This window comes from Cellulosimicrobium marinum, assembly GCF_020551945.1.
Taxonomy (GTDB): domain Bacteria; phylum Actinomycetota; class Actinomycetes; order Actinomycetales; family Cellulomonadaceae; genus Cellulosimicrobium; species Cellulosimicrobium marinum.
The window spans coordinates 217,352-230,360 of the sequence record NZ_JAJBZH010000003.1; the positions used below are offsets into that span (position 1 = coordinate 217,352).

A 13,009-nucleotide genomic window follows, 5' to 3' on the forward strand; every position below is an offset into this window, starting at 1 on the left:
GGCCCTGGGCCCTGGCCGGGGGCGGCGCACCGGTGGCACGCCGCCCCTCTGCCGAACTCCCGCCCGGCTAGCCGCGCGGGAGCGGGTCCTGCAGCTGCAGCTCGGTGCGCTGGTCGCCGAGCTCCGCGAGGAGCGCGTACCGCGCCTCGCGGCGACGCCGCTGCTCACCGGGCTCGGGCACCGGCGCGGCGGCGATGAGCCGGCGCGTGTACTCCTCGCGCGGGTCGTGCAGCACGTCGGCCCGCAGCCCCTGCTCCACGATCCTGCCGTTCTGCAGCACGACGACGCGGTGCGCCAGCAGGTCGATGACCGCGAGGTCGTGGCTGACGAACAGGCACGCGAACTGGTACCGCTCCTGCAGGTGCGTGAACATCTGCAGGACCGCCGCCTGGACGGAGACGTCGAGGGCCGACGTCGGCTCGTCGGCGACGAGCAGCTCCGGGTCGAGCGTCAGCGCACGGGCGATGCTCACGCGCTGGCGCTGACCGCCCGAGAGCTCGTGCGGGTACCGGTTGAAGGCGCTGCGGGGCAGCTCGACGGCGTCGAGCAGCTCGTACGCGCGCGCCTGCTGGGACTTCGCGTCACCGACCTGGTGGACCACCAGCGGCTCCGCGATGCAGTCACCGACGGGCATGCGCGGGTTGAGCGAGGCCGCCGGGTCCTGGAACACGACGCCGATGCGCTTGCGCAGGTCCTTGAGCTCCTTCTTGCGCAGCGCCCCGAAGTCGTTCCCGAAGATCGACACCGAGCCGCTCGCCGCCGGGATGAGCCCGAGCGCGCACCGACCGATGGTCGACTTGCCCGACCCGGACTCGCCCACGAGGCCCACGATCTCGCCCTTGCGCACCTGGAACGACACGTCGTCCACCGCGCGGAACGGCGGCTTGCCGAGACGCTGGTACTCGATGACGAGGTTGCGCAGGTCGAGCGCGGGCGCCTCGGCGACGTCGGGGTGGTCGATGACGTCCTCGGTCGCCGTGCCGAACTGGCCCGGACCGGACCCGAGGTGCGGCACCGCGCCGAGCAGGCGCTTCGTGTACTCGTGCTGCGGGTGGTTGAGCACCTGGTCCGCGGTGCCCATCTCGACGAGGTCGCCCTTGAGCATCACGGCGACGCGGTCGGCCATGTCGGCGACGACGCCCATGTTGTGCGTGATGAGCAGGATGCCCGTGTCGAGCTTGTCCTTGAGCGAGCGCAGCAGGTCGAGGATCTCGGCCTGCACCGTCACGTCGAGCGCCGTCGTGGGCTCGTCCGCGATGATCACCTTCGGGTCGCAGCTGATCGCCAGCGCGATGACGACGCGCTGACGCTGGCCGCCCGACAGCTCGTGCGGGTACTGCTTGAGACGTCGCTCGGGCTCCGGGATCCCGACCATGCGCAGCAGCTCGGCCGCACGGGCGTCGGCCTGCTTGCCGAACGCGATGCCGTGGAGCTGCAGCGCCTCGGTGAGCTGGTCGCCGATGGTGAGGACCGGGTTGAGCGCCGTCATGGGCTCCTGGAACACCATGGCCACGTCGTTGCCGCGCATGCGGCGCAGGCCGCGCGAGTCGAGCGACCCGACGACCTTGTCGCCCACGCGTACGGTGCCGGACACCGTCGCGTTCTTCGGGAGCAGCCCGAGCGCCGTCATCGAGGTGACGGACTTGCCCGAGCCGGACTCGCCGACGAGCGCGACGACCTCGCCCGGCCGCACGTCGAGGGTGATGCCCTTGACCGCGTGGACCGTGCCGAACTCCGTGCCGAAGCGCACGTCGAGGTCCTCGAACGCGAGCACGGCGTCCGAGCGGAAGCCCGCCCCGTCCTCGGTGGTGATGTCGACCGTCGTCATCAGGCCTTGCTCCTGTTCTGGCGGGGGTCGAACGCGTCGCGCAGACCGTCGCCGAGGAAGTTCACCGCGAGGGCGATCGCGAGGATCATGATGCCCGGCCACCAGAAGAGCCAGGGTCGCGTCGTGAACGAGTTCTGGTACTGCGAGATGAGCAGGCCGAGAGACGTGTCCGGCGCCTGCACGCCGAACCCGAGGTACGACAGCGAGGTCTCCAGGAGGATCGCCTGCGCGATCGCGAGCGTCGCGGAGACGATGATGACGCCGATCGCGTTCGGCAGGATGTGCTTGGTGATGATGCGGCTCGCGCCCGTGCCGACCGCGCGGGCGGCCGTGACGAACTCGCGCTCGCGCAGGGACAGCACCTCTCCGCGCACGAGACGCGCCAGGCCCGTCCAGGTCACCGCACCGAGGACGAGGGTCAGGCCCCAGATGCCCCAGTCGCTCGCGATCGCGCCGAGCACCGCCGCGAAGACGAGCAGCGGGATGATGATGAACAGGTCCGTCAGACGCATGAGCAGCGCCTCGAGCCAGCCGCGGTAGAAGCCCGCCAGCGCGCCGATGAGGGTGCCGAGGAACGTGGAGACGATCCCCACGCCGATCGCGATGATCAGCGACTGCTGCGTGCCGCGCATCACGAGCGCGAAGTAGTCCTTGCCGATCGTGTCCTGGCCGAACGGGTGCTCCCACGAGGGGCGGCCGCCGTTGACCACGTTCCCGGCGAGGGTGTAGTCGTGCGGCCACCACCCCGGGATCGGCCCGATGCCGATCGACGTGAACGCCACGACCGTGATCACGGCCAGCACCACGAGCGACGCCATCGCGCCCTTGTGGCGGAAGAAGCGGCGCCGGACGAGCTGCCCCTGGCTGTAGGACTTGTCGTCGTTCGGCTCGTTCTCGACGGCGATGCCCGTCGGCTTCGCGCCCACCGGGTCGGTGCCGGTCGGGCCGACGATCGGCTCGAAGGACTCGTCACCCTGCTGGGTGCGCTTGTCGTCGTTACTCATCCCCGCCTCCGGGAGTCGCTGCGCGCTCGTGCAGGTCGTGCGTCGCGCTCGTCGATGTCTGGGTGCCGGCGTCCGCCGGCTGGGGCGTACGGGCCCGGGTCGTGTCGCTCATCCCCGTCACCGCCGGATCCGCGGGTCGAGGTAGGCGTACGCGATGTCGGCCAGCATGTTCATGATGATCGCCGCGATGCCCGTCACGAGGAAGAACGCCATGACCGGGTTGGGGTCGACGTTGTCGAGGCCCGTCTTGAACAGCTCACCCATGCCCTTCCAGCCGAACACCGTCTCCGTAATGACCGCGCCGCCGATGAGGCCGGCGAAGTCGAACGCGACGATCGTCGTGATGGGGATGAGCGCGTTGCGGAACGCGTGCTTCGTGATGACCGCGCGCTCCGACAGGCCCTTCGACCGGGCGGTGCGCACGTAGTCCTGTCCCATGACCTCGAGCATCGACGACCGCGTGTAACGGCTGTACGACGCGACCGAGATGAGCGTGAGCAGGATCGTCGGGAGGATGAGCTGCGCGCCCTTGTCGAGGAACGACTCCCAGAACCCGCCGGTGAAGTTGGGCGTCTCGGCGCCGATCGTGGAGATCGGGCGCGGCTTGAGGTCGAGGAAGCTCGCGAAGTGCGCCATCGCGATGTCCGCGACGATGAGGAGGCTCATGAGCACGCCCGTGATCGTCGAGGCGAACATCGCCTGTCGGCGCGAGTACCCGCCCCACAGGTAGCCGACGAGCAGCGAGAGCCCGATCGCGAGGGCGAAGAGGCCGATGAGCACCCACCAGCCGCTGGGCTCGGCGAGCACCCCGGCGAAGGCGAAGTACGACACGACGCCGACCACCACGGTCGTGAGCGTCGCGTAGAGCACGCGACGGTTCGCCAGACCGGTGACGAGCGACGTGACGAGCACCGCGGCGCCGGCGCCGAAGAGCGTCACGAGGACCGGACCCATGAAGGGGTTGCGGTACCAGTCGAGCGCGTTGAAGACGAACATCACGACGGCGGCGAAGACGAACGTCGCGCCCGCGGTGAGGAGACGGCGTCGTGCGTCCCCACCCAGGACCGCTTGCACGACGAAGCCGAGCAGCGCGGCGATGAGCAGGATGGCCGGTGGACTCACCCAGCCCTCGGCGATCCAGTCGTTGTAGCGGATCGCGCCGTACTCCTTGAGCAGCACCGCGGCCCAGAAGACCGGGAGCGAGAAGAAGAGGAAGGCACCGAACGTGACGGTGTAGTCGAAGCCGGAGTACTGGCGGATCGCGGTGAGGATGCCCAGCGCGACGCCGACGACGATCGCGAGGACGGTGGCCAGGACGACGAGGCGCAGCGTCGAGCCTGCGGCCTGGGTGAGGAGGCTTCCGACGTCACGGTTGGTCCGGTCGACCCCGAGGTCGCAGTTGAGGGCGAAGCACCCTGCGACACCTCGCAGCCAGTTCCAGTACCGGACCCACCAGGGGTCATCGAGCCCCATGAACTCGATGCGCGACGCGATGAGCTGTTCGCGGTTCTGCGCGTTGGACTCCCGGAGGTCCTCGAGGGGATCACCCGAGTGGACCACCATGAAGTACAGCAGGAACGACGCGCCGAGGAGCACCAGGAACGAGATCCCGATGCGCCGCAGGATGAATCTGAGCACGGGTTAACCCTTCAAGCCTGGCGCCGGTCGGGCGCCTGCTCCGTGTGGGACAGCAGATCACTGTATGCCACCGGATGACGGACTCCTGCATCACGTCCTGTCCGGGCACCTCTGTGGGGCAGGAGGACTGGCCTCCTGCCCCACAGGGTGCCCGTTCAGGACGAGCTCACGGAGCGTGTGCTACCGGGAGCGGGTCACGCTCACTGGGCGCGGACCCACTGCTCCGCGTTCCAGACGACCGTGCTCTGCGTCGCGGTGTCGCGGACGTTCTGCAGCTGCGAGTTGTACGCCACCACACCCGGGTGCGCGAACACCGGGATGCCGAACAGCGTGTCCCAGAGCTGCTTCTCGATGATCTTCGTCTGCTCGAGGTGCACCTCGGGGTCGACGGACGACGCGAGAGCGTCCCACGCCTCGTCGACGACCGGGTCGCTGTACTCGCCGTAGTTCTGCGGCTGACCCGTCGCGTAGATGTTCTGGCCCGACGCGATCTGGCCCGAGCCGGCCCACGCGAAGAGCGCGACCTCGTAGTCACCGTTCGGCAGGACGTTGTCGAAGAAGTCCTCCGCGCCGATGTCCTGGATCTCGAAGCCGGCCTGGTCACAGCTCGACTTGATGAGGGCGACCTCGTCGCTGCGGCGCGGGTTCGGCGCCGAGTAGCCGATGCGGACCTGGACGGGCGTCTCGACGCCGGCCTCCTCGATCTTCGCCTGCGCACCCTCGATGTCGACCTCGTCGTAGCGGCCGTCGTACGACGCCTCGACGACCTCGGCGTAGTCCTCCTGGAACGGGAAGACCTCGCGGGCGTTCATGACCTCGGCGTCGGGGTTGATCGGCGCGATGAGGTTGTCGATGATCTGCTGGCGCGGCACGCACATGGCGAACGCCTCGCGCAGCGGCAGGCTGTCCGCGAAGACGTTGCCCTCGCGGAAGTTGAAGTCGAGGTGCTCCCACGTGAGCGACGAACCCGTGACGACGGTGACCGAGTCGCCGATCGCCTCGAGCTGGCCGAGCGTGTCGACCGTGGCCTGCGGCTCGATGACGTCGAGGTCACCGTTCTGCAGGGCCTGGACGTGCGTGTCGGCCGCGGTGAAGCGGAACGTCAGCTCGTTCGTCGCGGCAGGGGTGCCCCAGAAGTTCTCGTTCGCGACGAGGGTCAGGGACTGGCCGGCGGTCCAGCCGTTCTCCTTGAACGTGTACGGGCCGGACGACGGCACGAGCGCCGCGTCGGGCAGCTCGCCCGGCGTCGGCGACAGCCAGCCGGTGTTCCAGAACTCGGCGAGCGGGCCGAGCTTCGCGTAGTCGAGGTCACGGACGGCCGTGACGAGCTCCTCGGTCGTCATGCCCGCCTGCTCGGCGGCCACGTGCGCCGGCATCGGCGCCTCGACCTGGATCTCCCAGTCCGCGTACACGACGGGGTAGTCGAGCGTGAACTGCTTGCCCTCGGCGTCACCCTGCGGGCCCTCGGGGACGTACTCGCCGTAGGTCAGGCCGGAGACGTGGTTGAACAGCGGCGTCGCCTCGTCGTCCTCGGTGGGGACGGCCTGGGCGGCCCAGCTCAGCACGAAGTCGGCCACGGTGACGTCGGTGCCGTCGGACCACTTCGCGTCGTCGTTGATCGTGTAGGTGACCTGCAGCGGGTCCTCGTTCGTGACCTCGTACGAGCCGAAGGACTCGTCGTGGCAGATGGTGCCGTCGACACCGAAGTACCAGAAACCGCCGAGGATGCGCTCGGTCACGACGCTGTTGTACGTCGAGTACGTCTCGGGGGTCACGGTGTTGTAGCCGAGGAACTCGTCCTCACCCACGGAGAACGAGACGGTGTCCGCCGCCGTCTCCGTCACACCGGTGTCCTGCTTGCAGGGGTCGTCCGGGTCCGCCTCGGCAGCCGAGGTGGTCTCCGTCGACTCCGGCTCCTCGTCGTTGCCCGCGGGGCTCGTGCACGCTGAGAACAGCAGTGCCCCCGTGGCCGCCACCGCGATGGCGGCGCTCGTGCGCCTGATCTTCAATGTTCCTCCTCCAAGGGATGGTGGGCACGGTCGCAGGGCGTCAGATCGCCCCCCGCCCGCCCCGACGCGCACGTCCCGGATGTGAGCCGGCGCACGCGGTCGGGCACGCCCACCACGGTTTCAGGCAACGGTACCTACCAACTTGCGAAGGATCTCCGGAGTGCCCCCTTGCGGAGGTCGATCGTTACCGAGTTGATACTGGCCGGTACGGGCCGTTTCCGAGCGGATATCCGGCCGAAACAGCGCGGTTACGCGGCCCCCGCGGCGGCGTGACCCACCTCACGTCTCACCATGCGACGAGCGCTCGGGAGCCCTGCGGACCCCGGCGCCGGTCCCGAGGACGTGGGGGTTCATTCACCGGATCGCGTCGGCGTGCGGCAGTGTGCGCGCAGTCGAAGGAGGCCGGGACCTGATCAGAGCCCCAGGTCGCGCGCGAGCCCCTCGAACCAACGCTTCTGATACTCGGGCAGGTCGCTTCGCAGTGCGAACTCGGTGCCCTGCACGACGAAGTCGCGGCTCCATACGCCCGCTGTCACGAGCCCGGGAACGACGACGGTTCGAAGCGGACGGTCGCCTTCGTGTCGATCACGCTGGGCCAGCGACGCTCCGTCGACGCCCGGCGTGGTGAAGATGCGGCGAAACAGCTCATCCGTCACCTTCGGCCGCGCGAGCAGCCATCGAAGCAACGGCCGGCCCGGATCGGCCGTCAAGCCGCTGAAGAGCATGAGGACCGCGCCGTCGTGACGCGGAGGATCGACGAGACCTTCTTCGACCCACTCGTACATCACTCCCCGACCGGCGTTGCGGTCCCAGTGCTTCGGGTTGGACCGGAAGTCCGCCGACCACTGCTCGAGGAACACCGACAGGTCCTCTCGGAACAGCGCCGGGTACACCGACCGGGCGAAGCCTTTGCCCAGAGGAATCGGCCAGACCTTCGCTGCCCGGGCGGGTGGTCGTGCTGCGAGCAGAACTGTCGTCGCGGAATCCCAGTGCCCCATGGTGATCGCACCGTCCCACGCGTCGACGAACTGCGCGTGGCCGCCGGGGTAGTCCTCGCGAAGGGTGCGGAGCCAGCCCGACGCCGTCGACCCGAACTGCACGCTCAGGATCGCTCGGGCCTGCGCCACGAGCGGCGCGCAGAGCGTGGGGCGCGCGTGCGGGTCGGCAGCCACGAGGACAGCGACGAGCTCGTCGCGCTGGCCGGCGGAGAGGAGCGCTCTGAGCGTCTGGGTCGTGGTCACGCGCCCACCGACCCGGCTCCACCGGCGACGGCTTCGGAGCGGAGCGGCAGCGTCATACGTTGAAGCGGAACTCCACGACGTCACCGTCGGCCATGACGTAGTCCTTGCCCTCGACGCGCGCCTTGCCCGCGGCGCGGGCGGCCTGGACGGACCCTGTCTCGACGAGGTCGTCGAAGGAGACCACCTCGGCCTTGATGAAGCCGCGCTCGAAGTCAGTGTGGATGACGCCCGCCGCCTGCGGGGCGGTCCAGCCCTTGCGGATGGTCCACGCGCGGGACTCCTTGGGGCCGGCGGTGAGGTAGGTCTGGAGTCCGAGGGTGTCGAAGCCGACGCGGGCGAGCTGGTCGAGCCCGGCCTCGGTCTGGCCCGTCTCCGCGAGCATCTCGCGCGCCTCGTCGGGCTCGAGCTCGACGAGCTCGGACTCGAACTTCGCGTCGAGGAAGATCGCGTGCGCGGGCGCGACGAGCGCGCGCAGCCGGTCCTGCATGGCGTCGTCGGCCAGCCCGGCGTCGTCGGTGTTGAAGACGTAGATGAAGGGCTTGGCGGTGAGGAGCTGCAGGCTCGCGACGTCCGCGAGGTCGAGCCCGGCGGCTGCCGCGCCCTGGAAGAGGGTGGTGCCCTGCTCGAGGACCGACTGCGCCTTCTGCGCCGCGGCGAGCAGCGCGGCGTCGCCCTTCTTGATCTTGACCTCCTTCTCGAGGCGCGGCAGCGTCTTCTCGAGCGTCTGGAGGTCGGCGAGCACGAGCTCGGTGCTGATGGTCTCGATGTCGCCCTCGGCGTCGACCGACCCCTCGACGCGCACGACGTCCGGGTCGGAGAACACGCGGGTCACCTGGCAGATGGCGTCGGCCTCGCGGATGTTCGCGAGGAACTTGTTGCCGAGCCCCTCCCCCTCGCTCGCGCCCTTGACGATGCCCGCGATGTCGACGAACGACACCGTCGCGGGCAGGATCTTCTGGCTGCCGAAGATCTCCGCGAGCTTGTCGAGCCGCGCGTCGGGCAGCGGCACGACGCCCACGTTCGGGTCGATCGTGGCGAACGGGTAGTTCGCCGCGAGGACCTGGTTGCGCGTGAGGGCGTTGAAGAGGGTGGACTTGCCGACGTTGGGCAGGCCGACGATGCCGATAGTGAGAGCCACGGGCCACCATCCTACGGGGGCCCGGCGACCGGGCCCCCGATCGACTCAGGCGTAGGACACGACGCGCTGGAGCAGCTCGGGCGCGCGTCGGTCGTAGACCCGTGCCCCCCAGCGCACGCCCAGCACGAGCACGACGACCCCGAGCACCGGGCCGACGACGAGCGTCACCCAGCCGAGGACCGCCTGGGGCAGCACGACCGCGAGCACGCCGGGCACGAGGAACGGCAGGGTCAGGGCGAGGACGAGGACCATGGCGACGCCCTGGGCGACGAGCGTCGCCATCGCCGCGCCCTGGGGCTGCTTGAACGGGCTGTCGCCGGGCTTCGGCACGGGGTACAGCAGGCGGGCCGACGACGCGCTCGAGACTCCCGTGGACACGAGCAGCGTGCCGAGGGTGAGCCCGAGCAGGGCAGGCAGCGCGTCCCAGCGGTCCGCGACCGCGACCGACGCGAGGGCGAACGCCACGGTCACCGGGACACCGCCCACGAGCACGGGGATCGCACGACCCCAGCGGTCCGCACGCCCGCTCACGCCCGTCGACACGTGCAGCGCGAACGCGGTGTGGTCGTAGGCGACGTCGGCCGAGATGGCGAACCCGAGGATCCATGCCGTGAGGGGGCCCAGGACGAGGAGCACGTCCGACCCGGAGCCACCGCCGAGGACGAAGAGGACGACGGGGATGAGCGGGACGACGGCGATCGAGCCGGAGTAGCGCGGGTCGCGCAACCAGTAGGTGGCCGTCCGCGCGGCGACCGCGCCGGTCGGCGTCGCGGGGAACCGGGAGAAGAGACCGAGGCCCTTGCCCCGGCCTCCGCCGCCCGAGGTCGGCGGGGTCACGAGGGCGCGCGCGAGCGCGCGGTCCCACACGACCCAGGCGACCGCGAGGGTCCCGAGCGCGACGGCGAGGCGGGCGAGCGCGAGGCCCCACGCGCCGTCGTGCACCGCGGCCCCGATCCCCCACGGTGCGCCGAAGGGCGTCCAGGCCGCGACGTCCGCGAGACCGAGGACGAGCTCGCGCACGGCGTCGCCGTCCACGGGGCCGTCGCCCATCCGCGACGCGAACCACCCGAACGCGGGGCCGACGAGCACGAGCGGCACGAACGCGGCGATCGTCACGACCTCGCGGTAGCGGCGCGACTCGAGCAGGGGCGCGAGCGCCGTGGTGGTGGCGCGCGACCCGACCACGCACAGCGCGAGCGCCAGCACCGCGCCGACGAGCGCCGCGAGGAGCGCGAGCGGCGTGCGCCACCATGCGAGCGAGACGCCGAGGGCCGACAGCCCGGTCGCGATGCCCGGGATCGAGATCGTGCCCGCCACGGCGAGGCCCGCGAGGAGCCGGCGCTGCGGGATGCCGAACAGCACGAACCGCTGCGGGTCGAGCGTCGCGTCGACGCCGAACGCGAAGAGCGGGACGACCCACCACGCGAGCACCACGACGGCGCCCGCGAGGACGGTGACCGCGCCCGCGAGCACGGGGTCCTCGGTCCCGAGGACGACCATCCCCACGACGACCATGCCCACGACGAACAGCCCGTAGAGGGCGCCGAGGACGAACCCGATCGTCTGCCACGCGCTCCGGCGGAACGCGTTGGCCATGAGGGTCAGCTTGAGCCTGACGAACTGCGCAACCATGCGAGCCCCTCCGTGCTCTGGCGACCGCCGACGAGGTCGACGAACCGGTCCTCGAGGCTCTGCGCTCCGCGCACCTCGTCCACGGTGCCCGCGGCGAGCACGTGCCCGCCCGCGACCACCGCGACGTGGTCGCACATGCGCTGCACGAGGTCCATGACGTGCGACGACACGACGACCGTGCCGCCGGAGCGCACGTAGTCGGCGAGGATGTCGCGGATGTTGGCCGCGGAGACGGGGTCGACGGCCTCGAACGGCTCGTCGAGCACGAGCACCTGCGGCGCGTGGATGAGCGCGGTGGCGAGCGCGATCTTCTTCGTCATGCCCGCCGAGTAGTCCACGACGAACGTGTTCGCGTCCTTCGCGAGGTCGAGCGCGGCGAGCAGCTCGGTCGTGCGCTCGGCCACGGTGTCGCGGTCCATGCCGCGCAGCAGGCCCGCGTAGGTGATGAGCTGCGCGCCGGTGAGACGGTCGAACAGGCGCACCCCGTCGGGGAGGACGCCGAGGCGTCGCTTGCCCGCGGCCGGGTCGGCCCAGACGTCCGTGCCCAGCACGTGCGCCGAGCCGAAGTCGGGGCGCAGGAGACCCGTCGCCATGGAGAGCGTCGTCGTCTTGCCGGCGCCGTTGGGCCCCACGAGGCCGTAGAACGAGCCCGCCGGGACGTCGAGGTCCACCCCCGAGACGGCGACCTTCTCGCCGAACCGCTTCCACAGCCCGCGCAGGGACAGGGCGGCGGCGAGGTCCGGCGGGGCGGCGGGCGCTGCGCCGGGCGCCGCTGCGGGCACCTGGGCCGCGGGGGCGGGGACCGCGCCCGCGACCGGGGAGGTCGGCGGCGTGCCCGGTGGGACGTGCGTGGGGTCGGCCATGGCGTCCAACCTAACGGTGAGGTCCGACGCCGCGGGGTGCGTTTTGTCACGGACCGTCCCGGCGTGGGTGCCGCGGTCGTGTCGGTGCGCCGTGGGAGGGTGCCGACATGGACTCCTGGGCGCTCTTCTCCGTGGGACTCGTGCTGGGGCTCGTCGTCGGCGCGGTGCTCGTCCTCGCCGTCCGCCGCGCGTCGCCCGACGCCGCGACCGCCGAGGTCCGCCGGCTCACCGACCTGCTGGGGCGGGCGCAGGACGAGGCCGCGCGCGGTGCGGGCCTCGCCCAGCGGCTCGAGGCCGAGCGGGAGGGGTACGAGCGCCAGATCGGCGCGGAGCGCGAGGCGTTCGTGCGCCAGCTCGCCGCGGCCGAGCGCAGCGCCGACGAACGCCTGGACGCCGCACGCGCGGCCCACGAGCAGCAGCTCGAGGACCTGCGCCGCGCCTCGGAGCGGCGGGTCGCCGAGGTCACGGGCGACCACCGCCGGCTCGAGGCCCAGTTCGAGGCGTTGTCGCAGCGTGCGCTCGCCGCCACCTCGGAGCAGTTCCTCGTGCACGCGGAGGAGCGGCTGCGCCGCAGCCACGAGACCGGCGCGGCCGAGCTCGCGAAGCGCGAGCAGGCCGTGCGCACCCTCGTCGAGCCGCTGTCACGCACCCTGGAGCAGATGCGCACGGAGGTGGCGGCCGCGGAGAAGGCGCGCGCGGCGGGCCACTCGGCGCTCTCGGAGCACCTGCGCCAGCTCTCCGAGGCGAGCGCCGAGCTGCGCACCGGCACCCACGACCTCGTCACCGCGCTGCGCTCCTCCCAGACCCGCGGCGCGTGGGGCGAGCTGCAGCTGCGGCGGGTCGTCGAGGCCGCAGGCATGCTCTCCCGCGTCGACTTCACCGAGCAGGCGCACGTGACGACCGAGGACGGCGCCCTGCGACCGGACATGGTGGTGCACCTCGCGGGCGGCAAGAACGTCGTGGTCGACTCGAAGGTCGCGTTCCTCGGCTACCTGGAGGCCCAGCAGGCGACCGACGCCACCGTGCGGGAGGCGCGCCTCGACGCGCACGTGCGGCACATGGTCAAGCACGTCGACGACCTCGCGTCCAAGCGCTACTGGTCGCAGTTCAGCCCGACGCCCGAGTTCGTGGTGATGTTCGTGCCCGCCGAACCCTTCCTCGCCGCGGCCGTCGAGCGACGCCCCGACCTGCTCGAGTACGCGATGCGCAGTAACGTCATCGTCGCGACGCCGATGACGCTCGTCGCCCTGCTGCGGACCGTCGCGTACGCGTGGCAGCAGGAGGCCGTCACCGACAACGCGCACGAGGTCCTGCGCGCGGGCAAGGAGCTCCACTCGCGGCTCGTGACGACCGCGCGGCACGTGACCAAGCTCGGCCGGTCCCTGAGCACGGCGACGAAGGACTTCAACGTCTTCGTCGGGTCGCTCGAGACCCGGGTGCTGCCACAGGCCCGGCGCATGGTGGACCTCGACGTCGTCGACGAGTCGGAGCGCATCGAACGGGTGCGCGTCGTCGAGGAGGTCCCGCGCCCGCTCACGCAGCCCGAGCTCGTCGCGGCGGCCGCGGACGCCGTCGTCGCGATCGACGACCGGTCCTCGGACGACGACCGCGAGGACCCGCAGCAGGCGTTCGCCTGAGCCTCGGGCGACCGGAAAC

At 71.1% G+C, this 13,009-nt stretch carries 9 protein-coding genes; 1 reads left to right on the forward strand and 8 read right to left on the reverse strand.

Features of this window, described 5'->3' with window-relative positions; translation table 11 throughout:
- Positions 1-67: 67 nt before the first annotated feature.
- The 8 genes from LGQ04_RS08205 to LGQ04_RS08240 form a co-directional block, all read right to left on the reverse strand.
- On the reverse strand, positions 68-1,828 hold the full coding sequence (locus LGQ04_RS08205) for an ABC transporter ATP-binding protein (RefSeq protein ID WP_229243209.1): 1,761 nt from the start codon (positions 1,826-1,828) through the stop codon (positions 68-70).
- On the reverse strand, positions 1,828-2,832 hold the full coding sequence (locus LGQ04_RS08210; RefSeq protein ID WP_229243210.1) for an ABC transporter permease: 1,005 nt from the start codon (positions 2,830-2,832) through the stop codon (positions 1,828-1,830). The genes LGQ04_RS08205 and LGQ04_RS08210 overlap by 1 nt, the downstream gene beginning before the upstream one ends.
- Positions 2,833-2,949: 117 nt before the next feature.
- Positions 2,950-4,470: an ABC transporter permease gene (locus tag LGQ04_RS08215; protein ID WP_229243211.1), complete on the reverse strand. Its 1,521-nt coding sequence runs from the start codon at positions 4,468-4,470 to the stop codon at positions 2,950-2,952.
- A 200-nt stretch (positions 4,471-4,670) separates the two neighbouring features.
- Positions 4,671-6,479: an ABC transporter family substrate-binding protein gene (locus LGQ04_RS08220; RefSeq protein ID WP_229243212.1), complete on the reverse strand. Its 1,809-nt coding sequence runs from the start codon at positions 6,477-6,479 to the stop codon at positions 4,671-4,673.
- 413 nt (positions 6,480-6,892) lie between these two features.
- Entirely contained in the window at positions 6,893-7,720 is an 828-nt protein-coding gene (locus tag LGQ04_RS08225) for a hypothetical protein (protein ID WP_229243213.1), read from the reverse strand.
- A 52-nt stretch (positions 7,721-7,772) separates the two neighbouring features.
- Positions 7,773-8,858, reverse strand: a complete 1,086-nt coding sequence (ychF, locus tag LGQ04_RS08230; protein ID WP_229243214.1) for a redox-regulated ATPase YchF — start codon at positions 8,856-8,858, stop codon at positions 7,773-7,775.
- Positions 8,859-8,903: 45 nt separating this feature from the next.
- On the reverse strand, positions 8,904-10,490 hold the full coding sequence (locus tag LGQ04_RS08235) for a hypothetical protein (RefSeq protein ID WP_229243215.1): 1,587 nt from the start codon (positions 10,488-10,490) through the stop codon (positions 8,904-8,906).
- Positions 10,460-11,353, reverse strand: coding sequence for an ABC transporter ATP-binding protein (locus LGQ04_RS08240; protein ID WP_229243216.1), 894 nt, complete (start codon positions 11,351-11,353; stop codon positions 10,460-10,462). Before LGQ04_RS08240 ends, LGQ04_RS08235 begins: the two co-directional genes overlap by 31 nt.
- 107 nt (positions 11,354-11,460) lie before the next feature.
- Here LGQ04_RS08240 and LGQ04_RS08245 point away from each other — a divergent pair, with 107 nt between their 5' ends.
- A complete protein-coding gene (locus LGQ04_RS08245; RefSeq protein ID WP_229243217.1) occupies positions 11,461-12,990 on the forward strand; it encodes a DNA recombination protein RmuC in 1,530 nt (509 codons plus the stop codon).
- Positions 12,991-13,009 lie beyond the last annotated feature (19 nt).

Excerpts from the sequence above, each read along its gene's own strand:
- LGQ04_RS08245 (WP_229243217.1), top strand. The coding sequence starts at position 11,461 with ATGGACTCCTGGGCGCTCTTCTCCGTGGGACTCGTGCTGGGGCTCGTC.
- LGQ04_RS08205 (WP_229243209.1), bottom strand. The coding sequence starts at position 1,828 with ATGACGACGGTCGACATCACCACCGAGGACGGGGCGGGCTTCCGCTCG.
- LGQ04_RS08240 (WP_229243216.1), bottom strand. The coding sequence starts at position 11,353 with ATGGCCGACCCCACGCACGTCCCACCGGGCACGCCGCCGACCTCCCCG.
- LGQ04_RS08210 (WP_229243210.1), bottom strand. The coding sequence starts at position 2,832 with ATGAGTAACGACGACAAGCGCACCCAGCAGGGTGACGAGTCCTTCGAG.
- LGQ04_RS08235 (WP_229243215.1), bottom strand. The coding sequence starts at position 10,490 with ATGGTTGCGCAGTTCGTCAGGCTCAAGCTGACCCTCATGGCCAACGCG.